The sequence below is a fragment of the Actinomyces oricola genome (assembly GCF_004104015.1).
Classification (GTDB): domain Bacteria; phylum Actinomycetota; class Actinomycetes; order Actinomycetales; family Actinomycetaceae; genus Actinomyces; species Actinomyces oricola.
Map to the genome: position 1 here is coordinate 1 of NZ_RYFV01000012.1, position 22,044 is coordinate 22,044.

19 protein-coding genes and 1 rRNA gene are annotated in these 22,044 nt (G+C 68.0%); 14 read left to right on the forward strand and 6 right to left on the reverse strand.

Annotated elements, in window-relative coordinates; all coding sequences use genetic code 11:
* A 16S ribosomal RNA gene (locus EUC46_RS06195) occupies positions 1 to 82 on the forward strand; the annotation flags it as partial.
* 82 nt (positions 83 to 164) lie between these two features.
* Here EUC46_RS06195 and EUC46_RS06200 read toward each other — a convergent pair.
* Positions 165 to 380 (reverse strand): DUF3107 domain-containing protein, encoded by a 216-nt coding sequence (locus EUC46_RS06200; protein ID WP_128773323.1) that lies wholly within the window; start codon positions 378 to 380, stop codon positions 165 to 167.
* Positions 381 to 665: 285 nt separating this feature from the next.
* Between EUC46_RS06200 and EUC46_RS06205 the strand changes: the two genes are divergently transcribed.
* Together EUC46_RS06205 and EUC46_RS06210 are read left to right on the forward strand one after the other, a co-directional pair.
* Positions 666 to 4,118, forward strand: coding sequence for a UrvD/REP family ATP-dependent DNA helicase (locus tag EUC46_RS06205; RefSeq protein ID WP_128773324.1), 3,453 nt, complete (start codon positions 666 to 668; stop codon positions 4,116 to 4,118).
* The gene (locus EUC46_RS06210) at positions 4,115 to 7,594 is read left to right on the forward strand and encodes an ATP-dependent DNA helicase (protein WP_128773325.1); all 3,480 of its coding nucleotides are present in this window, start codon (positions 4,115 to 4,117) and stop codon (positions 7,592 to 7,594) included. Before EUC46_RS06205 ends, EUC46_RS06210 begins: the two co-directional genes overlap by 4 nt.
* 94 nt (positions 7,595 to 7,688) lie before the next feature.
* Here the strand turns inward: EUC46_RS06210 and EUC46_RS06215 are convergent, their stop codons facing one another.
* Positions 7,689 to 8,897, reverse strand: a complete 1,209-nt coding sequence (locus tag EUC46_RS06215) for a phosphotransferase (protein ID WP_128773326.1) — start codon at positions 8,895 to 8,897, stop codon at positions 7,689 to 7,691.
* Positions 8,898 to 9,143: 246 nt separating this feature from the next.
* Here EUC46_RS06215 and EUC46_RS06220 point away from each other — a divergent pair, with 246 nt between their 5' ends.
* The 7 genes from EUC46_RS06220 to EUC46_RS06250 all read left to right on the forward strand — a co-directional run bounded on the left by EUC46_RS06220 (position 9,144) and on the right by EUC46_RS06250 (position 13,847).
* The gene (locus EUC46_RS06220; RefSeq protein WP_128773327.1) at positions 9,144 to 10,400 is read left to right on the forward strand and encodes a TadA family conjugal transfer-associated ATPase; all 1,257 of its coding nucleotides are present in this window, start codon (positions 9,144 to 9,146) and stop codon (positions 10,398 to 10,400) included.
* The gene (locus EUC46_RS06225) at positions 10,400 to 11,251 is read left to right on the forward strand and encodes a type II secretion system F family protein (protein ID WP_128773328.1); all 852 of its coding nucleotides are present in this window, start codon (positions 10,400 to 10,402) and stop codon (positions 11,249 to 11,251) included. Before EUC46_RS06220 ends, EUC46_RS06225 begins: the two co-directional genes overlap by 1 nt.
* Positions 11,248 to 12,180, forward strand: coding sequence for a type II secretion system F family protein (locus EUC46_RS06230; protein WP_128773329.1), 933 nt, complete (start codon positions 11,248 to 11,250; stop codon positions 12,178 to 12,180). Before EUC46_RS06225 ends, EUC46_RS06230 begins: the two co-directional genes overlap by 4 nt.
* Before the next feature lie 27 nt (positions 12,181 to 12,207).
* Entirely contained in the window at positions 12,208 to 12,402 is a 195-nt protein-coding gene (locus EUC46_RS06235; RefSeq protein WP_128773330.1) for a hypothetical protein, read from the forward strand.
* Positions 12,403 to 12,538: 136 nt separating this feature from the next.
* Positions 12,539 to 12,961 (forward strand): TadE/TadG family type IV pilus assembly protein, encoded by a 423-nt coding sequence (locus EUC46_RS06240; protein WP_241655433.1) that lies wholly within the window; start codon positions 12,539 to 12,541, stop codon positions 12,959 to 12,961.
* Positions 12,958 to 13,395: a peptidase T4 gene (locus EUC46_RS06245; protein WP_206645921.1), complete on the forward strand. Its 438-nt coding sequence runs from the start codon at positions 12,958 to 12,960 to the stop codon at positions 13,393 to 13,395. The genes EUC46_RS06240 and EUC46_RS06245 overlap by 4 nt, the downstream gene beginning before the upstream one ends.
* Positions 13,392 to 13,847: a pilus assembly protein TadG-related protein gene (locus EUC46_RS06250; RefSeq protein WP_128773332.1), complete on the forward strand. Its 456-nt coding sequence runs from the start codon at positions 13,392 to 13,394 to the stop codon at positions 13,845 to 13,847. Before EUC46_RS06245 ends, EUC46_RS06250 begins: the two co-directional genes overlap by 4 nt.
* 119 nt (positions 13,848 to 13,966) lie before the next feature.
* On the opposite strand, the gene EUC46_RS06255 is transcribed toward EUC46_RS06250, so the two are convergent.
* Positions 13,967 to 14,311 carry a CBU_0592 family membrane protein gene (locus tag EUC46_RS06255; RefSeq protein ID WP_128773333.1) on the reverse strand — a complete coding sequence of 115 codons (345 nt, stop codon included), beginning with the start codon at positions 14,309 to 14,311 and terminating at the stop codon, positions 13,967 to 13,969.
* Between the two features lie 72 nt (positions 14,312 to 14,383).
* Between EUC46_RS06255 and EUC46_RS06260 the strand changes: the two genes are divergently transcribed.
* The gene (locus tag EUC46_RS06260; protein WP_128773334.1) at positions 14,384 to 15,295 is read left to right on the forward strand and encodes a LysR family transcriptional regulator; all 912 of its coding nucleotides are present in this window, start codon (positions 14,384 to 14,386) and stop codon (positions 15,293 to 15,295) included.
* Positions 15,296 to 15,350: 55 nt separating this feature from the next.
* On the opposite strand, the gene EUC46_RS12715 is transcribed toward EUC46_RS06260, so the two are convergent.
* Together EUC46_RS12715 and EUC46_RS06270 are read right to left on the reverse strand one after the other, a co-directional pair.
* Positions 15,351 to 15,785: a hypothetical protein gene (locus EUC46_RS12715; protein ID WP_206645922.1), complete on the reverse strand. Its 435-nt coding sequence runs from the start codon at positions 15,783 to 15,785 to the stop codon at positions 15,351 to 15,353.
* Between the two features lie 59 nt (positions 15,786 to 15,844).
* Positions 15,845 to 16,285 (reverse strand): GntR family transcriptional regulator, encoded by a 441-nt coding sequence (locus tag EUC46_RS06270; RefSeq protein ID WP_241655434.1) that lies wholly within the window; start codon positions 16,283 to 16,285, stop codon positions 15,845 to 15,847.
* A 78-nt stretch (positions 16,286 to 16,363) separates the two neighbouring features.
* Here EUC46_RS06270 and prfB point away from each other — a divergent pair, with 78 nt between their 5' ends.
* Both prfB and EUC46_RS06280 read left to right on the forward strand, forming a co-directional pair.
* The gene (prfB, locus tag EUC46_RS06275) at positions 16,364 to 17,485 is read left to right on the forward strand and encodes a peptide chain release factor 2 (RefSeq protein ID WP_128773335.1); all 1,122 of its coding nucleotides are present in this window, start codon (positions 16,364 to 16,366) and stop codon (positions 17,483 to 17,485) included.
* A 161-nt stretch (positions 17,486 to 17,646) separates the two neighbouring features.
* Positions 17,647 to 19,308 carry a hypothetical protein gene (locus tag EUC46_RS06280; RefSeq protein ID WP_128773336.1) on the forward strand — a complete coding sequence of 554 codons (1,662 nt, stop codon included), beginning with the start codon at positions 17,647 to 17,649 and terminating at the stop codon, positions 19,306 to 19,308.
* A 566-nt stretch (positions 19,309 to 19,874) separates the two neighbouring features.
* Here the strand turns inward: EUC46_RS06280 and EUC46_RS06285 are convergent.
* Positions 19,875 to 20,564, reverse strand: a complete 690-nt coding sequence (locus EUC46_RS06285; protein ID WP_241655435.1) for an ABC transporter ATP-binding protein — start codon at positions 20,562 to 20,564, stop codon at positions 19,875 to 19,877.
* A 431-nt stretch (positions 20,565 to 20,995) separates the two neighbouring features.
* Between EUC46_RS06285 and EUC46_RS06290 the strand changes: the two genes are divergently transcribed.
* Positions 20,996 to 21,883: a CPBP family intramembrane glutamic endopeptidase gene (locus EUC46_RS06290; RefSeq protein ID WP_128773337.1), complete on the forward strand. Its 888-nt coding sequence runs from the start codon at positions 20,996 to 20,998 to the stop codon at positions 21,881 to 21,883.
* Positions 21,884 to 22,044: the final 161 nt, after the last annotated feature.

Genomic DNA, 22,044 nt, shown 5'->3' on the forward strand with positions numbered 1-22,044 from the left:
GCGGTCGAAGGTGGGGCTGGTGATTGGGACGAAGTCGTAACAAGGTAGCCGTACCGGAAGGTGCGGCTGGATCACCTCCTTTCTAGGGAGCCTAATAGCATCACCGCGATATTGATTGTCGTGTTGCCGCCACTGCATGCGCGCGGAGTGTGGTATCGCGGTGCTCAGATGCCGAAGCCGACGCGCCTGGGCTCGGCCTCGCCGACCTCGATGTAGGCCAGTGAGCCGGCGGGTACGAACACTTTGCGGCCCTTGTTGTCGGTGAGAATGACTGACTGGGTGTCGGCGTGGGCGACCGTGGCCAGCACCTCCTCCTGGGAGGCGGACGTCTCCACACGGAGCTCGCGGGTGGCGTGCTTGATTCCGATAGTGACCTGCATGGGAGCTCCTTCGTCTGGGGCCGGCACCGCGACGCCCTGGTGCTGTCCGGGTGCCTAAGCCGGGCTGTTCCTGAGGCGATCCTAGGGCGCGGCATTAACGGCGCCTCCTGCCAGGCCGCCCTGATCTTCGCCGTTTCGCGCCGCGCGGACGTCACCGGGAGGGCCCCGTGCGCGCACCGTTCTCGGGAAGTCTTGCTCTGGAGAGCGGAGTCGGGGTTCGCTTCCGCCCGCGCCGTTCCCGGGAAGCCTCCAATTCATGTCGCAGCCCCATGGTGTGATGGATCCATGGACAGCGACAGGAGCGGGCAGCGCAGTCACGGCACCGCAGTGGGTGAGCCTGGTCAGAACAGCCAGGCGGCGCCCCTACGCGTCAGGCTCCTGCTGGCGACGCCCCCACCAGCGCTGCCCGAGCCTGACACGGCCGCAGAACGGATCCTGGAGCGTGCCGGAGACGGGGGGAACCTCGTCGTCCTAGGGGCTCCCGGCACCGGCAAGACAACTGTGGCCATGAGGCTGCTGGTCAACGCTGTCGCGGCTGGGCGGGAGGCCATTGTCCTGGCCCCCACCCGCGCACGCGCGGACGCCTTGCGTCAGCGCGCGGCCCATCTTCTGAGGAACGCAGGTGGGGGAGCGGTGCGTGTGCGCACCCCGACCTCACTGGCCCTGGCCATCCTCACAACCTTCTTGACCCACCGACCCAACCCTCTGCCTCCACCCGTCCTCCTGGCCGGGGCGGAGGAGGATGCCGCCCTGGCGGCCATGATCCGCCCTGAGCAGTGGCCCGGTCTCCCCCCGGAGACCGTCGTCTCCCGTGCCTTCCGCTCCGAGCTGCGCAACCTTCTGGCGCGCGCCGGAGAACTCGGTGTTGATGCCGAGGAGCTTGCTGAACTCGCCCAGAACCTCGACGTGCCCCTGTGGAAACCCGCCTCGGCCCTCCTGCGCATGTGGGATGCGCAGGGTCGCCCCTCGGCGTGCAGGCGTAGCCAGACTCGCAAGATGGACACCGCGCGCCTCCAGGACCGGGCCGTGGACGCCTTAAAGGCCTGGGAGGACGATGACATAACAGAGCCTCCCAAAGTCCCCGACCTCGTGGTTGTCGACGACTACCAGGACTGCACTGCCGCCACCGCCCGGCTGCTGGCCGCCCTGGCAACCCCCGACGCGGCCGGGCACCGCGCCCAGGTCATTGTCTTAGGAGATCCGGATGTTGCCGTCGAGACCTTCCGGGGCGGCGCCCCGAGCCTCCTAGTCAAAGCCGAGGCTCACTCCGGTCTGGCCGCCGACCGTCTGACCCTTGACACCCTCCACCGGGGCACCCCCCTGCTGGCCAGCATTTGGGCGGACCAAGCTGACCGGATCCCAGTGACCGGGGTGGCCACCCACCGCCACCCCCGCCCCTCCCCTGAGCTCCTGAGGACCAGTGCGCCGGGCGCCCCCCGGGGCGCCACCGCCCTCGTGGCCTCCAGTGCGGTCCAGGAGGCCGCACACGTCGCCCGCCTCCTGCGGGCCGAGCACATCCACCACGCCACCCCGTGGTCCGCCATGGCCGTTATTACCCGCTCCACGGCACGCACTCATGCGGTCTCCCGCGAGCTGTGCCGTCGCGGCGTGCCCTTGGCGGCCTCCACCCCAGCCGTCCTGCTGCGGGCCGAGCCCGCCGCAGGCGCCATTCTGGACGTCGCCCGCGCGGCACTGACTGGACGCCTCGGCCAACCCGGGAGCCGGCCTCAACGGGCCGAGGCCGTTGAACTCCTCACCAGCCCCCTCATTGGCTTAACCCCCCTGGACCTGCGACGACTGCGCCGGCGCCTGCGTGCAGACCACCCCATTCAGGAGACCCCGGACAGTAATCTCCTGAGCACCCTGTCCTCCCCCCAGGCGGCGGACTCCCTGGCCGAGCGGCTCGCCTGTGAGCCCCTGGCCGAGCAAGCCGGGCTCCTGGTCCGCGCCGCCCGCATTATCGACCGGGCTCGGGCGGTGGTCGGTGACAGCGTTCCACAGCAGGGCGCACGGCCCGAAACCACTGAAACCGAAAGCCCGGAGGCGGGCCAAGTCATTGATGTCGAGGCGCTCCTGTGGGCTGTTTGGGACGCATCGGGCTGTGCTCAGCGATGGCGGACCATCGCCCTGGCCGGGGACACCACCGCCTCCCGCTCCACGGCCCTGCTCGCCGATGCCGCCGAACACGACCTTGATGTAGTCACCGCCCTATTCAAACGCGCCGAGGTCTGGGCCGAACGCCATCCCGGGGCCCCAGCCTCCCACTTCCTGGACGAGCTGACCGGGGAGGTCCTGCCCACGGACTCGGTTGCCCCCCATGGCACCAGACCCGACGGTGTCGCCGTCCTCACCGCCGCCGCAGCCGCTGGAGGCCACTGGGATGTCGTGGCGGTCGTGGGCCTGAACCGCGACGCCTGGCCCGACCTGCGCCTGCGCGACTCCCTGACCCGCACCGGGCTCCTCGTCGACGCCATCACCGGGCGACTCCCCAGCAGAGCCGACGGCGGCCCCAACCCCCAGGACGACCCCGCCTCCGCTGTCGTCCAAGTGCGCGGGGATGAGCGCCGCATGCTCCTGGCAGCCTTGACCCGAGCACGCCGCCGCCTGATCGCCACCGCCGTCTACGACGCCGACCACGCCCCCTCCACCTTCCTTCACGAGATCGCCCGAGCCGCCCATATCCCTGTCAGCGACGCCGAAGGCAACATCATCGTGGCTCCGGATGTCGGCGACCTCACCCTGCGCGGCCTAACGGGGGAGCTGCGCAACGCCCTGAGCCTCGGCAGCCTGCCCCAGGCCACCCCAATACAGCAACAGCGGGCCGCTCACGCCGCCAACATCCTCGCCCACCTCGCGAACGCCGGCGTCCACGGCGCTGATCCCAGCCACTGGGCCGGCTTGACCGGCCCCAGTTCCACCGCCCCCCTCGCCGCACCCGGTGAGAGGATCCGCATCTCGCCCTCCGACGTCGAGAACCTCAACCAGTGCCCATTGCGGTGGTTCCTTCGACGCAATGGCGGCTCGACCCCGCCCACCGGAGCCCAGGTCCTGGGAACCGTTATCCACGCCCTCGCGGAGCGGGCCGAGCGTGAGCACCTGCGCGGGGCCGCTCTTACGGACGCTTTCGAGGAGGTTCTGCCCACCCTGGGCTACCCCCCCACCTGGCTGGGCGACCTCGACGCCCAACGCGCCCGCGACATGGTCACCCGCCTGGACCACTACCTGGCCACCTGTACGGAGCCGGCCCGCGTCGAGGAGGCCATCACTGCCGACCTCGACCTCCACCACGGGGCCACCACCATTCCCGTGCGGGTAACCGGGCGCATCGACCGACTCGAAGCGGCCCACACCCCCCAAGGAGAACGCGCCGTCAGGGTCATGGATATCAAAACCGGCAAGAAGCCCGCGCGTTCCAAAACGGACCCCGCCCGTCACCCCCAGCTCGCCACCTACCGGCTCGCCCTGGAGGCCAGGGGACAGCGGGTTGACGGCGGCGCCCTCATCCTTCTGGGGGCCGAACCCAAGGCCGACAAGAAAACCATTCTCCTGCCCGACGGTGCCGCCCTCGCCCCCAGCCCCGACACCGAGGGCACCGACTGGGCCACCGAGCTTCTGGTAACCGCCGCCCTCGCCGCCCGAGGCCCCAACCTGAGCGCATCCACCGGGGACCACTGCCGCATGTGCCCCGTCAAAGACTCCTGCCCCGCCCAGCCTGAAGGACGGAGGACCGTCGCATGAGCACCACCACCCTGGCGCCGGCCGAGCTCGCCCGCGCATTGGGCTCACAGCTAACGCCCACCACCGAGCAGTCCCGGATTATCGCCCACCCCCTGAGCCCCCTGCTCGTGGTTGCCGGCGCCGGGAGCGGCAAGACCGCCACCATGACCCAACGCGTCCTCCACCTGGTAGCCACCGGTGCTGTCCGCCCCGACCAGATCCTGGGCCTGACCTTCACCCGCAAAGCCACCGGCGAGCTCGCCGAGCGGGTCACCGCCGCCCTAGCCCGCCTGGCGGGCTCCGGACTCATTGAATTCGATGACGACGCCCCCGAGCCCACCATCGCCACCTACAACTCCTTCGCTGGGAGTCTTGTGCGCGACCATGGTCTGCTCATTGGCGTCGACCCCGACTCCACTCTCATTACCGAAGCCCGCGCCTGGCAGATCGTCACCTCCCTTATTGAAATGCGCACCAGCGCCCTGCCCCTGGAGTCCCTTACCTCCGCCGTCACCACTACTTTGGTGCTGGACGGCGCCCTGTCCGACAACCTCCTGAGCGTCGAGCAGGCGGCTGAGGACCTGGAGGACCTTACCGGGCTCTTCACCCGCCTCAAGGAGGTGCCCCGCTGCAAAACCCTGGTCGGCAAGGCCCCCGAGGTCATGAGCCAGTGGAGAGGCATGCTGGAGGTTGTCGAGGAATACCGTGCCTACAAGAGGCGCCGCAGTCTGCTCGACTTCGGCGAGCAGATCGCCCTGGCCTGTCGCATTGCCGAGGAAATCCCCGGGGCCGCCGCCACCGTGCGGGCCCAGTACCCCGCCGTTCTCCTCGATGAGTTCCAGGACACCTCCGTGGCACAAACCAGGCTCCTGGCCGCACTGTTCGCCGGAAGCGGCGTCACCGCCGTCGGAGACCCCAACCAGGCGATCTACGGGTGGCGCGGCGCCAGCGCCAGTGCCCTGGACACCTTCCACACCCACTTCAACCCCGCCGGCACCGCCGCCCTAGCCACCGGAGGAGACCCCCAAGAACACACCCCCGTCCTCCCCCTGTCCACCGCCTGGCGCAACGACCTGGCCATCCTCAAAGCCGCCAACGCCGTCTCCACGCCTCTGCGCGCCCACAATCCTGAACCCGGTGACTGCGCAGTCGAACACATCCCCGTCCAGTCCCTCCAGCCGCGGCCACAGGACGCCGGGCTCGCATCCGGACAGGTGCTCACCGCCTTCACCCAAGACCAGTTCACCGAGGCGCAGGTCGTCGCCGACTTCATGGCCGAGCAGTGGAACCCAGATGCCGAGCTGGCCGTCCTGTGCCGCACCCGCGGCCAGTTCACTGCCATAGCTGAGGCCCTGGAGGAAAAGGGCCTACCTGTGAGCGTCATTGGACTGGGCGGCATGCTCACTGTTCCCGAGGTCGCCGACGTCCGCTCCCTAATCACCGCAGCAGCAGACCCCGAGCGCGGGGACCGCCTCATGCGCTTACTGACCGGCGCGGGCATAGGCGCCGCCGATCTGCTCGCACTGCACGCCCTGGCCCGCGAACAGGTGCGCGCCCCCCTGGGGCAGGACTCCGAAACCGGGGAGGAAACCCCAGACGCCCCCCTGCTGTCCGAAGCTCTTGAGACCATCCTGCGCTGGGACGAAGCAGGGGAGGGCCGGGACATTGCCGGGCTTTCCGAGGCCGGGAGGCGCATCGCCCTGCGCCTGGGCGCCGCCCTGCGGCGCGTGCGCGAAGGACTGACGCTGCCCCTGCCCGAGATCGTGGGTTTGGCCGAACATGCCCTCGACTTAGACATTGAACTCGTCGCCAGGGTCGGAAATCCCCTGGGGCGCCGAGGCCTGGACGCCTTCCGCGCCACCGCGGAGCAGTACGCCGCAGACATGGAGGCCCCCACGCTCGCAGGCTTCCTGGAATGGTTGGAGGCGGCCCAGGAGCGTGAGAATGGCATGGAGGCCCCTGAGGTCGAGCCCGAGCCCGGCGCCGTCCAGATCCTGACCATCCACGCCGCCAAAGGACTGGAGTGGGATGCCGTGGCCGTGACCGGCATGAACGAGGAGGTCTTCCCCTCCTACAGTTCCCGGGCCAAACCCGACCTCGTTCTGGCCGAGTCGGGGTGGATGACCAAACGTTCCATCTTCCCCTATCCCCTGCGGGCCGACGCCCAGACCCTGCCCCCCTTCGACCTCGGCGGCGTTGAGCCCGCCGCACTCACCGGCACGGACCTCAAAGAGATGTGGAACCAATACCGGCTCGCCCTGGGGCGCCACGTCATTGCTGAGGAGCGCCGTCTGGCCTACGTGGCCATGACCCGCGCCCGCCACAGCCTGCTCCTGACCGGGGCGCACCTGACCGGCAGCGCCGCCAAACCCCGCCCCGCCTCCCGCTTCCTGGCCGAGCTGCGCCGCCACGGGCTCACCAAGGACTACGGGCCCGGCTGGGTCGACTACGACCCTGACTCGCCCAACCCCGCCACAGATCGCGTCCTGACCGCCCCCTGGCCCCCCACCCCGGCCGACGGGCCCCAGGCCCACATATGGCGGGCCCGCCGCCGAGCCGCCCGTGCAGTCGACGCTGCCCGAAGGCGGGGTGCGGGACGGCAGCGCCCAGGCGCCGACGCCACTACCGGCGCTGCACCAGGAGCCAGGGCCGAGGCAACGCCCAGTGCCCGAAGCCAGGGCGCCACAGTGGACAGCAGCAGCGGGCATTATGACGTCAAGAACGCCGGTGACGGCGTTAGGACCAGCGGGCGCACCAGCAGCAGGACCGGCCCGGGCGCCGCCGACGGCGACCCACTGGTGGAGCGCTGGTGGCAGGAGGTCGAACTCCTCCTGGCCGAGAACGACCAGAACGTCTCGCGGGTCCCCCAGGTGCGCATGCCCGCCCACCTGGCCGCCACCAGCCTGGACGACCTGCGTCAGGATCGAGACTCCTTCGCCCTGGGCCTACGCCGCCCCCTGCCGCCCCAGCCCAGAGCCGCAGGCCGCCTGGGCACCGTCTTCCACGAGGCCATCGCCCAAAGGCTCTCCGCCCGCGGCGCCCTGCTCACCCTGGCGGAGGCAGGCATCCCCGACACCCTCGCCCCTGCTGACCGCGCCCGCATTGAACGCTGGTTGACCACCGCCGAAAACCTGCCCCTGCTGGCGGGCCTGGTCCTCCACGGCACCGAGATCGACCGCGAGTTCACCATTGAGGACACCACGGTGCGTTGCCGTATCGACGCCGTCTTCCGCACCGGGAAGGACACGTGGCTCATCGTGGACTGGAAGACCGGGCGCACCCGCGCCCCCGTGGACCAGCTCAGCGTATACGTGCACGCCTGGGCCACCTCCCAAGGGATTGACCCCAGCGCCGTGCGCGCCGCCTACGCCTATGTTGAGGACGGCGTCGTCGTCGAACTCAGTCAAGACAATCTCTTACCGCTCCAGGTCCTCGCCCAAGCACTCCGTGCAGAGGCCCCCGAACCGACCCCGCCACCGCGACATGACGGAGCGTAAGATTCGTAAGACTCTTGGCAAGAGGCCCACCAACCCGCCGCACTATCCTGGAGCGGCCCGTGCCCGCAACCATTCACAATGGCCCCTACGGTGCTTAGCCGCGACCCGGATCCTTTCCCGACCCTCCCGCGGCGTCGTCACCAGATCCCAAGGAGGCGTCCCGCAGCACCACCGGCTCCTTCTTAGAGTTCACTGGCTTACCGTCATCGCCAATCTCCACCATCTCGACCTCGCTGGTGGTCTCATCAGGGCCCGCGCTCACCCGGGGGCTGGGCACCGGTGCCAGGCGCGGCGTGCGCGGCTCCACGAGGGGCTCGTCGCCCACCTGGTTGGCCAGGTCGGCCAGCATTGCCACCGCGTCGTCGACAATCGCGCGGTCGCCGACACGCACCCCGTGCATGAGCCACCGGGCCAGGCTCAGCTCGCTGACCAACTCCGCGCGGTCGCGCAGATGCTTATCAACACCCTCGCTGCGCGCCAGGTCGTAGGCGGCTTCAATCGAAGCCAGGCAGTCCACCGGCGCCGAGGAGTACACCCAGGCCAGGTCCTCGGCCGGATCGCCCACGTGCGCCTGGGAAAGCCCGCGCATGGCCACCACCGCGCCCCCGGCAGTCAACATGTTCTCCTCAGCCAGATCCCCGTGGACCACCACCGGCCGGAAGCGCCACATGGCCGTGTCCTCCAAGGCCGTCTCCCAGCGGGCGAGCAGGGAAGGCGGCACCTTGCCGGTGGAGGCGGCGTCATCAAGCAGGCTCAGCCACCGCTGACGCACCTCCTCAGCGTCATAGACCGGCATACCGGCCTCGGAGATAACCGCTGTCGGCAACTCGTGCAACTCGCCCAGCGCGCGCCCCACCCCCGCCGCCAGCCCCGGGCCGGGATGCAGGGCGCCCACATCCACCGGCCGGCCCTGAACATGGGAGCGGACCTGAATGTGGACGTCCTTGCGGCGCAATGTGCCCGCCGGGCGGGACACATCGAAGCCAATGCGCCCGTCGTCAACCACTCGTGCAATACGGCGCAGCACCTCGGCCTCAGCTTCCAAGGAGGCGCCCGTGGCGTCGTCGCGGGCCTCCAGAACCTCCCAATAGCGCCCCTTGGTGTCAATGATGCCGGTGACGCGCAGTTCTTTGCTCTCAGTCTGCGGCAGGGCCAGGCGCGCCGGGTCCAGGCCCGGTACGGCCACAGCAGCCAGTGCCGCCAACGCCAGGGCGGAGCGGGGCCGAGGGTGCAAGACGGTAGCCGGTGGCGAGCCATTGTGCTCGGCGGAGGTCGGGCTGGAGGACTCCGGGGGCTGAGACATAACCCAACCGTAGGCGAGATAGACCTCACGTGAGGGGCTGGCGCGCCAATCATACGGGCATTTGCGCCCTTCCGGTCGGCGGTCACCCGCATCCTGAGAGTTTTCCACAGGTGAGGGCCGCTCATTGGCATTGTCACCACATCGTGACCTAGGCTCATGGCGTGACGGCACCCACCGCGGCGCTGCACTCGGCGCTCCCGTCCAGGCGTAGCGTGCACACAACCAGCTCTGACCCTGCGAGGCCCCATGGATGCCGCATCGTTGCTGCACAATGAGATCCGCGAACTCGTGCGCCGCCGCGGCATTGACCCGCTGACCCAGACTGCAGCCCTCGAGGCCCTCGTCGCCGAGGTCAGCGACGACTACCTCACCCGTGCCGATGCCGGGCTCGTCCCACCCCTAGCAGACCCCCAGCGCGCTGGCGCCGATGCCCTGGACGCCTTGGCCGGACTCGGCCCCCTACAACGCTATCTTGACGATGACACCGTCGAGGAGATCTGGATCAATGCGAGCGACCGAGTCTTCGTGGCGCGCTCAGGACGCCCGGAACTGACCACCACCCTCCTGGACGACGGCGAGTTACGGGCTCTGGTCGAGCGCATGCTGCGCACCACCGGCCGCCGCCTGGACCTGTCCAGCCCCTTCGTTGACGCCCAACTCCCCGGTGGAGAGCGTCTTCACGTGGTCATCCCGCCCATCACCTCCCGCCACTGGGCCGTCAATATCCGCAAGCACGCCGCCCGCGCCGCCCGCACTGCCGACCTGGTGCGCCTAGGGTCCCTGCCCCGCCACGCTGCCGCTTTCCTGGACGCCGCCGTCGCCTCCGGCCTCAATATCCTGGTCTCCGGTGCCACCCAGGCGGGCAAGACCACAATGGTGCGGGCCCTGGCGGGCGCCATCCCCGCAGGGCAACGCATCATTACCTGCGAGGAGGTCTTCGAGCTCGCGCTGCGCAACCGCGACTGCGTGTCCATGCAGACCCGCGCCCCCAATCTGGAGGGAACCGGCGAAATCACCTTGCGCCGCCTGGTCAAGGAGGCACTGCGCATGCGCCCGGACCGGATCGTTATTGGGGAGGTCCGAGAGGCTGAGGCCCTTGACCTGCTTATCGCCATGAACTCCGGTCTGCCGGCCATGTCCACCCTTCACGCCAACTCGGCCCGGGAGGCCCTGGTGAAGATCTGCACCCTGCCGCTGCTGGCCGGGGAGAACGTTTCAGCCGCCTTCGTCGTACCCACTGTCGCCTCCTCCATTGACCTGGTTGTCCACCTCGGATTGGACGCCCAGGGCCACCGCACCGTCAGGGAGATCGCCGCCCTGTCCGGGCGTGTAGAGGATGGCACCATTGAACTGGCCGACGTCTTCCACCGCGATGCCCGGGACCGCCTCGTGCGTGGTCCGGGCACCCCGCGCGCCTCCGAGCGCTTCTCCCGTGCCGGCTACGACCTGCCTGCTCTCCTGAGCGGGCAGGACCAGCGTAGGCGTGAAAGGAGGCTGGGCTGATGGGCGCTATCGTCGGCCTCCTGGCTGGAACTGGGCTGCTGCTCATATGCATGGCCGCTACCAGCGAGCCACCCCAATGGCGCTCCGAGCGCGCCCGCCGCCTCTCCGATCTGCTTGTCCAAGCGGGCGCCGGACGTACCAGTCCCGCCCTATTCCTGGCGGGCAGTGCCGCCCTGGGCCTCGTCGTCGCACTGGTGTTCCTGGGTGTCTCACAGGCCTGGTCCATAGCCCTGGCGTTCGGGGCCATTGGCGCCTGGGCGCCCTGGATGCTCATCTCCTCGCGCGCCCGCGCCAGGCGCACCCGCCTGCGGGAGATCTGGCCTGAGGCCATTGACACCCTCGTGTCAGCCGTGCGCGCCGGCATGAGCCTGCCCGAGGCGCTGGCCAGTTTGGGACAACGGGGCCCGGAAGCCGTGCGCGCTGAATTCACTGCCTTCGCTATCGACTACGCGTCCACCGCGCGCTTCGACGCCTGCCTCAACCGGCTCAAAGACCGTTTTGCCGACCCTGTTGCCGACCGCATTGTCGAGGCGCTGCGCCTGGCCCATGAAACCGGCGGCACCAACCTGAGTCTGCTGCTGCAGGCCCTGTCCCGGATGCTGCGCGAGGATATGCGCACCCGTGGAGAGTTGGAGGCTCGCCAGTCCTGGACCGTCAACGGCGCCAAGGTGGCTGTGGCTGCCCCGTGGCTGATCCTGGCCCTGCTCGCCACCCGGGCGGAGGCCGCCACCGCCTACGCCACCACCGCCGGTGCCCTTGTTCTAGCCGGGGGTGGAGTGGCCAGCATTGTCGCCTACCGGCTCATGCTGCGCCTGGGACGCCTCCCGGAGGACGAGAGGATTCTGCGATGAGCGCCCGCCTTCTCGGCGCCCTTGTCGGTCTGCTCGCCGCCTGGGGCATCCTCCTGATCTGCTCGGCCGTGGCACGACGGCGCCCCACTCTCATGAGCCGCCTGGAGCCCTACGTTCATGAACGGCCCACAACCTCCCCACTGCTGGGAGCGCCGGCCCCCTCAGGGAATAGCCGCACCATGACGGGGCTGCTTTTGAGCGCTATTACCGGCGCTGGACGGGTATTGGAGTCCATGGGCTCCTCGGCCGGTTCGGTCAAACGCCGCCTGGCTCGCAGTGGGGGCCAGCTCACCTACGAGGAGCTGCGTCTTCAGCAGCTCTCCTGGGCCGGGGGCGCCCTGGCCGTCACCGCGACCATTGGACTTCTGCTGTCCACCGTCCGGCCGGTGTCCTTCCCGATCCTGATAGTGGCGGCGCTGGTCTCCGCCCTGGGAGGGGCCGCCGCCCGCGACTGGTGGCTCAGCCGCGCCGTGGACAGGCGTCGCCGCCGCATTGAAAGCCAACTGCCCGACATTGTTGAGCTTCTGGCGCTGGTCGTCGGTGCGGGCCAGGGGCCCGTGGCAGCCATTGAAAGGGTCGTGGACATTGGTCACGGCGAGCTTGTTGAGGAGCTCGCCGAGACCCTGGCCGACCTGCGCAGCGGCACCATCCTGACCACCGCCCTAGTCCACCTGGAGGAGCGTGTGGCCTCCTCGCAGGTCACCCGCTTCTGCGAGGCCATCTCCGTGGCCCTGGAGCGGGGAACCCCCTTAGCCGAGGTCTTGCGCGCTCAGGCCGCTGACGCTCGAGAGGCCTCCCGCCGTGCCCTCATGGAAGAAGGAGGCAAACGGGAAATTGCCCAGATGGTGCCCGTCGTCTTTCTCATCCTGCCCGTGACCGTCGTCTTCGTGCTCTTCCCCGGCCTATTCGTCCTCAGGCTCGGACTCTGATCCTCACCAAGTGGAAGGAATCTTGTTATGCGCCCCGCCTCCCTTACCTCCCGGATTCGCCGCCTGCTCGCCGTCGCCGCCCAGGAGCGCGGCGACGTCCCCGGGTGGGTGCTTGTCACTCTCATGACCGCCGGGCTCGTCGTCACCCTGTGGGCGGTGGCGGGCCCCGCCCTGACCACCGTGTTCACCGACGCCATTGCCAAGGTCACCGGTGCCATCTAAGACACTGCGGCCCCTCTGCCGGGGCCCGGCTGGACGGCGGTCTGCGTCCTGCGCCGACCGCCATCCGTGCGGCCCACCCCCTACCGCTTCCGCCAGAGGGCGGCGCATGCGCCTCCTGCGTGCAGCAAGGAGGCGCATGGTCGGCACCCGGAGGAGGATGGAGGGGGAGCGGGGCTCAGCCGTGGTCGACTTCGTCCTGGTGGGCTCCCTCGTCATCATTGTCTCGGTCGCCCTGCTTCAGCTCACCCTGGGCCTGCATGTGCGCAACATTCTGATCGACGCCGCCGGCGAGGGCGCCCGCCGGGCCGCTCTGGTCGGGGGGACTGAGGCAGAGGCCGTGCAGCGCGTCCACGCCTTAACCGGGGCCGCCCTATCCGAGGGCTATGTCGACTCAGTGAAGGTCACTCGCACCCGGATGGACGGCATTGATGTTGTCGAGGTGCGCGTCAGCGCTCCTTTCCCCGTCCTGGGCCTACTTGGCCCAGCCGGCACCTTGGAGGTCTCCGGTCACGCCGTCGACGAGGCCGCGCTGGTCGAGTTGAGGGCCGAGCAGCCATGAGGCGCCAGCAGGCCCTCAGCGCCTTGTCGCAGGAGCACGGCAATGCCTCGGTGGAGTTCATTGGATGGACCCTTCTGCTGGTGGTGCCCGTGGTCTACCTGCTTGTCGCCCTGGCCCAGGTCCAGGCCGCCTCCTTCGCAGTGGCCTCCGCCGCTGACGCCGCCGCCCGGATCCTGGAGGTCCAAGAGGGGCCCGGAGCCCTGCCCCACGCCCAGGCCGCCGTCGGCCTGGCCTTGTCTGATCAGGGCGTCGACGCCGATCCCGTCCAAGCGCTGCATGTGGAGTGCGCCGAGCCGACCTGCACCGGGCAGGTCTTCGTGCGCGTTGAGGCCACCGTGAGCCTGCCCCTGCTCGCCTCAACGGGAATCGGCGAGGACATTGTCGTCTTGGAGGCCACTCGCGTCATTGACATGGCCGAGGAGGAGGCGCCATGAAGCTGCTGCGCCGAATCATGCACGAGGAGGACGGCCAAACACTTTTGCTGGGGCTCGGGCTAGTCACCGTTATTCTGGCGCTGCTGCTGGTCATTGCCTCAGCGACCGCCATCTACCTCGATCTCAAGCACCTGACCTCCCTGGCTGACTCCGCCGCCGCAGCCGGCGCCGCCACCTTGGACGACTCGGTCTACTTCGATAATGAAGAAGGTGGGCCCGGCGCCCGGACCAGTAGCACGGCGCACGCTGCTGCCGTCCAGGACCTCGCCCTCCAGGAACCCAATGGGGGGCTATCGCAGGTGGTGGTCACCAGCGCCACCGTGGAGGGGGAGACTGTCTCAGTCACCCTAACCGCCCGCTCCCAGCCCCCTTTCCTGCCGTGGGGGATTATCCCCGCTGATGGTTTCGCCTTGACCGCCACGGGGAGCGCCCAAGCCGTCACTACTCAGTGAACCCGATGGTGCGCGCATAATGAGTGGCCCGTCCGGGCCAGGTGCAGGTAGCTGACCCGGTCTGAGTGACCTGCTGACGCGGGGGCCTGGGCCTAATGCGCTCCGTGAGCACAGACGGCTCAACTCGGGCGGGTTGCCAGGCTCGCTGTGGGACGGCGCAGATGCAGTCGCGCAGCCATGGCGTCACGCCGCCGTCGTGAAAACTGAGCGATATAGGTGCGCTTGACCGTCAGGAGAATATTGATGCCCACCACCAGGTAGAAGAGGTTCGCGATCGCGCTGGGCCAGGCGCCGGTGTAGGCGCAGTTAACCATGAGCAGGATCGAACCGGTGATGTTGAGGGCCTGGTACTTCAAGGAATCCCCGGCAATGCTGCCTTTGGACACCAGGGCGTAGGCGGCCAGGAGCTCGGCGGCGCCGATCCAGCCGCCGAGACCAATGAGAGAAGGCAGGAGCTCGTTCACGAATCCATGATGAAGCCGGGCGGGCATGAAGATCAATCGCATCTATCTGCATAGGGCATGTAGTTTTACTTCATGGATCTTTCGGCGCATCGGCTTTCCGTGCTCCTGGCCGTCCACCGCTGCGGGGGAGTCGTAGCGGCCGCCGACTCCCTGCACGTCAGCCCCTCGGCGGTCTCTCAGCAGATCCGCCTCCTGGAGAAGGAGGCCGGCACTCGCGTGCTGGACCGCACTCCCACCGGGGCGGTGCTCACCCAGGCCGGTCATGTTCTGGCTGACGCCGCCGAACGGATCGAGGGCGAGATCACTGCCGCGCGCCGCGAACTCGCCGGGCTCGACGACGACGCCCCCACCGGAGTGGTGCGCGTGGGGTCCTTCGCCACTGCCGTGCGCGCTCTGCTCCTGCCCCTGCTCCTGGAACTGGGTGAGAGCCGTCCCGGGCTGGAGCTCATTATTGAGGAGGTCGAGGAGCGCACGGGCCTGGCCCGGCTGCGCCGCGGTGAGCTGGACTTGGTTCTTATTGAGCGCGACTCCCATACCCTGCCCCCACCGCCGCGTGGCATGGGGGACGTGCCATTGCTGGACGAGTCCTGGCTCGTCGTCGTCCCGCCTGGAAACCTCCTGCCCTCCACGTTGGCCGAGCTCGTGCGCGCCACCTGGATTGACACCGACCCCTCCACCGCCGGCGCCTCAGCCCTGAGTCGCCTGTCTCATCAGCTGGGCACGCCTTTGACCACCCGGCACGTCGGCTACGACTACGACGTCGTGCTGGCCATGGTGGACCGTTCCTTGGGGTACGCCCTCCTGCCCGAGCTTGCCGTCTACTCCGGCTCGGTGCCTGAAGGCGTCTCAGTGGTGCGCCTGCCCGGTCTGGGGACCAGGCAGATCGTCGTGCGCCACCGCGCCACCCGCACTGAGCCCGGTGCGGCCACCACGGCGGTGCTCGAGGCCCTGCGCACCCGCTGTGCCGCCCTGGAACTGGGCTGAGATACGCGCCTCCGGAACCCGAGCAGGCCGCCCACCCGGTGCTGGTCCCGAGGAGTTACGGGCTGCGGCGCTCGTAGAGCCGGACCGAGACGACGCCGGAGAGAGCCATGAGCGCGAGTGCGGTGAGGAAACCGGCGGCTGCGGCCCACCCGGAGGTCGCCGACCTCAAGACGGCTTCAGTCATGGCCGCCCTGGCGGCGGGGGACAGGTCCTCGGTCGAGCCGCGGGCCATCGCCCAGGATTCGGTCAGTTCGGTCAGCGGTCCGACGAAGCGGGTCCATCCCCAGGACCGTGACCGTCCCGGAATCCAGGGGCAGCATCCCAGCATCGCTTTAATGGCCGTTGTCTTCCCGGCGCCATCGGGTCCGATGAAGCCGGTGACCATTCCCGTGGGGATCCCCATATCAAGTGGCCCCAAGGTGAAGGGGCCCAGGCGGCGCGTGGCCCCGTGCAGCGCAATGGCCGCCCCGCCGCCGGACTGCGCCGACAACGCCGACGATGCTGACCATGCTGACAATGCTGACAATGCGGCCGGCGCTGAGCCGGTGCTCACGTCAGTGCCGCTCCCGGCGCTCGTGTCGGCGCCGTTCGCGGGGCCCGGTCCTGCGCCTGCTGCTGTGCCTGTCTCCATGAGGCAGTCACCCTTTCCTGGAGCGCGTTGTGGTCGATCCCGGCCAGGCGCGCCGTGGCGACGACCTCGTCGATCTGTTCGTCTAGGCGGGCCGTGAGACGACGGCGGGTTTCGCCGTCGTCCTGGGCCAGGACGAAGCTGCCGCGCCCCGGCTGATTGACAATGAGCCCCTGCGCCGCGAGGTCGTTATAGGCGCGGGTCGTGGTGATGAGGCTGACCTTGAGCTCCCTGGCCAGGGAGCGCAGCGAGGGCAAAGGGGTGTCTGGCGCCAGTTCCCCCGACCAGATCGCCGTGCGGATCTGCTCGACGATCTGCTCGTACATGGGGACCCCAGAGGTCCGGGACAGAACAATGTGCACATGCTGTTTATAACAGGTATGTACAGTCGTGGTAAGGGTGCATTCTGGGCAGGTCCATTCATCGTCTAGGCTTGCCCGGTGGCCACAGACTTCCCCGCCGAGATCGAGCGACTCCGACACACCTTCACCTCCATCGCTGCGGTGACGGACCCCGAGGCGTTGCGCACCCGGATCGCCGAGTTGAGCGAGCAGGCCGCCGCCCCCGATCTGTGGGACAACCCCGAGGCCGCGCAGGTGGTCACCTCCGCCCTGTCGCACGCCCAGGCGGACCTCAACCGTGTCGAGCAGCTCGGTGAGCGCATTGATGACCTTGAGGCCATGGTCGAGCTCGCCGGCGAAGAGCAGGGCGAGGACGCTGCCGAAATCCTTGCCGAGGCCGACGCCGACCTGGCGGCCATCTCCCAGGATCTCGCCGACCTGGAGATCCGCACCCTGCTGAGCGGAGAGTACGACCAGCGCGACGCCGTGGTCACCATCCGCTCCGGTGCCGGGGGCGTGGACGCCGCTGACTTCGCCGAGATGCTCCTGCGCATGTACGCCCGCTGGGCCGAGCGCCACGACTATCCCATTAAGGTCCTCAACACCTCCTACGCCGAGGAGGCGGGCTTGAAATCCGTGACTTTCGAGGTTCACGCCCCCTACGCCTACGGAACTCTTTCGGTGGAGGGCGGCACTCACCGCCTGGTGCGCATTAGCCCCTTCGACAACCAGGGCCGCCGCCAAACCTCCTTCGCCGCCGTTGAGGTCATTCCGCTCATTGAGTCCACCGACCACATCGACGTTCCCGAATCCGACATTCGCGTCGACGTCTTCCGCTCCTCGGGCCCGGGGGGGCAGTCCGTCAACACCACCGACTCCGCCGTGCGAATCACCCACCTGCCCACCGGGCTCGTGGTCTCCATGCAGGATGAGAAGTCCCAGATCCAGAACCGCGCCGCGGCCATGCGCGTGCTCCAGTCGCGACTGCTGCTCATGAAGCAGCAGGAGGAGGACGCCAAGAAGAAGGAACTGGCCGGGGACGTCAAGGCCTCCTGGGGCGACCAGATGCGCTCCTACGTCCTCAACCCCTACCAGATGGTCAAGGATCTGCGCACAGGTTACGAGGTCGGTAATCCCGAGGTCGTCTTCGACGGGGACATTGACGGATTCATTGACGCCGGCATCCGCTGGCGCCGGCAGCAGGAGGCTGCCGCGGACTGAGGGAGGTCTGCCTCCATACTCTTGCCAGGGAGCACTGGGGCGCTGGCTCCGACGGCGGGAGCGAGGGGTGCGTAAGAGGCCGGCGGAGTAGTATGGGCGGGCTAGCGTAGGCCCACCTGATGTCGGGGTGTCGGGTGGCCGGTTCGTGCTCAGGAGGCGCGGTGTCAGAGACCCAGGACAAGGACGTCGACGGGCTGCCGGCGGGCGAGGAGACGTCGGTGGAGCTGGTTGAGATAGAACCAGGTTCAGGCTACGCGGTTCTCCTGAGCAGGTACCCGACGGCGAACCTTGCTATCCTCGGGATCCGTCCCGTGGAGGAGAAGGACCTGGACAGGTGGCCCGGGCTGGTGGACGCGCTCCCGGTCGCCGCGGGTGGTGCGAACGTGGCCGCCCAGGGGGCGGGGGCCGCCGCCAGTGCGCAGGGGCTGGTCAGGTTCGCACCGGAGACACTGGCCAGCATCAAGAGTGGTATGGTTCCCCTCACGTCGGGCGGGTGGAACCTTGGGGCGCTCTCCGTCAACGGGAGGATAGCCGCCCAGGTGCGTTGGCTGCCCGCGACAGGCACTCAGGCGGTGCTGGCGCTGTCAGCCGTTGCTCCTGCGCTGGCCCTGGTGGCGGCGCAGTGCCAGCTCGTGTCGCTCTCAAGGCGGGTGAAGGAGGTCGCCAGCGGCATTGAGGAGCTGAAGGAGGAGAATCGTAAGGAGCGCCTCACGGGCCTGCGCAGCAGGTACCAGGAGGTCGTCAACACCATTGACGAGGCGATCGCTCTCGGTTTCGTTGACGATAAAATGTTCCGCAAGATCGACAACAAGTTGGAACGCCTTAGGGCCGGCCTGGACTCGTGCATCCAGGCGGTCAGTGCCCACTGGGAGAAGGTGGGAGTAGCGGACCTAAAGGAGGCCAGGAAATATGCAGTCGAGAAGTGGGACGTGGTGTGCGAGGACATCCGTCTTATGGTTGCCATGCGGGAGGCGAAGTACATGGCCGACGCCCTGTGCTGCATGCACCTGAGGAAGGAGGAGCGGACCAAGGGCGACAGGGATCGCCTTGAGGTGAGGATCGGGAAAGCGGAGGAGGAGAACGGTCGGGCGCTGAAAGATGCTCAGAACCTCCTGAGGGGGCTGGGCTGCCGGATTGGCCTTATGGCCGACCTGTCGTCCAAAGGCGCTTCTGACAGCAAAGAAGATCACGGTGACGGCGACCGCCTCAAGAGGCTGTTAGGGGACGTTGCCGAGATGGCCGACAGGGTCGGTGTAGGGTTTCCGGATCTCCCTGACAATGATGTCAAGGACAGGGTAGAAAGGGCGGGAGACGGCGTCCTCAAGGCGGTGCGCTGGGTTCTGGAGCGGGGTGAGAGACCGCTTGAGGTAGCGCTGGTCAAGGAACTCGTTGCGGGTTGCGGTGCGGTGGTAGGAGAGGGGGTTAAGGGAAAGATGGATGGACTTAAGCGATCGGTCGCCACCAGAGGTCCTTTTGTTATTGCAGTGACATCTAAGTGCATTCGCTGGGGGCGTCGACGCGACCTGGAAAACAAAGGCGTCCTTGGTCACAGGATCCCGCTCGACAATGTGCGCTACATGCGGTTCGTGGCCGCGGATGACCTCTCGAAGATCGACGTCCTTAACAGGGACCGTGACAATGACCTCTACCTGTCATTCAGTGACAGCTACAGTGAGGCCGCGGAACACATTGCTGACCTCCTGGCCACCGTTATGTACGTCCCTGAAGACGAGGTGAAGAAGGAACCTCATATGGTCGAGGCACGTCGGGAGCTTCGGGAGATTGAGGCGGCGCAGTCTCGGGAGATCGAGGTGGCACAGTAGGTGTGCCTGGCCGGGACGACGTCGTGCCGGGCCCCGTGCCCCTGGCCGCGCTCTTGGCGTCCTGCGCCCTCGGGACCGTCGTCCAGGTGGTCTTCAGGACCGTCGTTGGGCCGCGTGCGCGGGCTCATGCCCGCGCTCCGTCGCCATCGCCTGCTCCCTTAGGCTTAGTGGCAGCGCGCGCGAGGTCGTCCCGAGGGTCGGGCGGCGTCGTCGTGCAGGCACCCCACACCCGCACCTGACGATTAAGGCGCGGTGAAGCTGCGGTTGAGTACATCGACCAGATGATCAAGGCGCGCAAGGCCCACCGTGACAAGGTGATCCTTGACGACATCACCATGGCTTTCCTGCCCGGGGCCAAGAGATGCCGGCCCGCCCGACGCCCCAGGAACTGTCGACGGCGTGAATGAGCAACGTCGCGGCGATCACAACGCCCAACAACGTGTTGTACAGATCCCCAAGATCCCGGCTCACGGACCGAGTGGCTCGGCGCCTGGCGCGCACCCGAGCGCGCGTCCAGCGGCGCACTGCTAGGAGCCCGGGGGGCGTTGAGGTCTCAGGGGCGCGGCTCATCCGCCCTCCTTCAGCGCCTCGGCGCCCTGGTCCGCGCTCAGCACATGGTTCTCCTTGCCGAGGAGCAGGACGGTGCTGGCGCATGTTGCGACGAGCGCGGGGTCGTGGGAGGCGATGAGCAGTCCGCAGCCGGCCTCGCGCTCTAAGAGCAGGCGCTCGGCCAAGACCGCCCGAGCAGACATGTCGAGGCGTTGCTCCGGCTCGTCGAGGACGAGGAGTCTTCTGGGGCGGACGAGCACGGCAGCAAGAGCCAGACGGCGTCGTTGTCCTGACGAGAGCCGATCCGGAATCGCGTCGCTGACTGCATCGAGGCCCAATGCGGAAAGAAGCGGGTCCAGGATCGGCCCCTCATCAACGCCATGCCCGAAGCAGACCATGCTCAGGTGCTCTTGGACGCTGAGAGCCGGAAAAAAGGCCTCCTCGCCCAGGTCGCGAGCAACAGCTGTACGCTGCGAGGGCGAGGCTGGATTCGGGTTCTTCCCCATGAGTCGGACGTACCCGTCAATCGGAGGGTGCAGCCCCAGGCAGGTGCGCAGAAACGTGGACTTTCCGGCCCCGTTGACCCCAACGACGAAGACCGCATTCCCAGGGCTCACGCTCAGGTCGATGGGAGCGCATAATGCGCGTCCCGCGTAGCCAATGAGGAGTTGTCGAGTCTCAAGCACGTGCATCGCCTGGGCGGCCATTACCGGCCCGACCTTCGAGCTAATCCATTGCTCATTCAACCCTCCGCATTCGTGTTGCTGACAGATATGAGAATATCACTGAGTTTTTCTCGTCGGAGCCGGGGCTGGAGGTGCCGCTCAACGGCGGGCCGGCAGGTGGGGGTCACCGTGGTGTCGCTGTGCCACAGCGTCCCCCAAGGCCCCCGGGCCGCGGCCGCCGACATGTGCAGGGTCTCCCGGCCCCAGGCGGCGCTCCGATTGCTCAGGGAGCGCCCTGAGTCAGCCCTGGAATCTGGCGGTGAGCCCCTGATTCACGCGCCGTCCTCTTGGGGCGACTCCGATGCCGGCGTAACTTGGTGGCCATGAGCGAATATCACAAAGATGTGCATCAGTCGGTCACACGGGTCCAGAATCGCGGAAGTCGAGAAGAATCCGGCGCCCATCATTCACAGATGTCAGAGATGATTGACGGCGGAGCGGCGGATCACCCGGCAGCAACAACGAACACTCCCGGTCCGGGCGGCGTGATCCTGCGCGTGGTCATTGCCATCGCCGTGACAATTATCGCAGCCATGGCCCCCTCTCTCATGACCGCTATTCCTGGAATCCGCGAATTGCTCAATGGGGATGTTATAGGGAGAGGGACTACGGGACTCGTGGTCGCCTATGCCGTGGGCACTGCGGCCTTTGCCCTGGCCACCGTAGCCGCCCTGGTCATGTGCTGCCTCCTGTGGCGCACGCTGGATCGCGGGCGCGGCGTCGATCTGCGCATGCGCCCCAGCGGGCGCGCCATCGCGTGGATGCTGGTGATGGCGGCGATAGCAGCGGCTGTGCTGTGCGCAACCGCGGGGATCACCCACATCCTGGGAGCCCGCGGAGAGGTACTGGAACCCTCGGGCGACTCCGCCTGGGGCCAGATCATCGCCGGCATTGCCGTGGGCTTCCTCCTGCAAGGAGTTCCAGAGGAGCTGATCTGGCGCGGCTGGCTCTTCTCCTCCCTGGGAGGCACCCGCAAAGCGGCGATCATCAGCGTATTGGCCTTCTCCCTCATCCATCTGATCTCCCAGGGCGGGCAGCAGGGAGTGGCCGAGCACATCATCTATCTGATCATGCCGTGCGGATTCGCCATCGCCGCCATGACGGTGCGCATGGTCTCGGGCACAACCTGGGCGGCCATCGGCGTTCATGGAGGTCTCCACCTGGCCAACAACATGCTGGGTCATCACCTGGGTGTTCCCAACGGCCCGACCACGTGGATCGTCAATGGCCTGCTGTGGGCCGTCGTCGGCGCCGCCATCCTCTTCATCGGTGTGCGCAGCGGCCGCTTGAGCCGCGTGTAGGGGCGGAGGCGGCGAGCGTGCGCGGTCTAACCCCGCTGGTCGTCGCCGCTCGCCCGGCCCTGGCCTAGGCTGGGCGGCAGTGCGCGCTGTCGGCCTCCCTGGATGCCTCTGGGGTGTGCGCGCAACCCGTCCAGCTCACATCCTGACGAAAGGCGTACAGA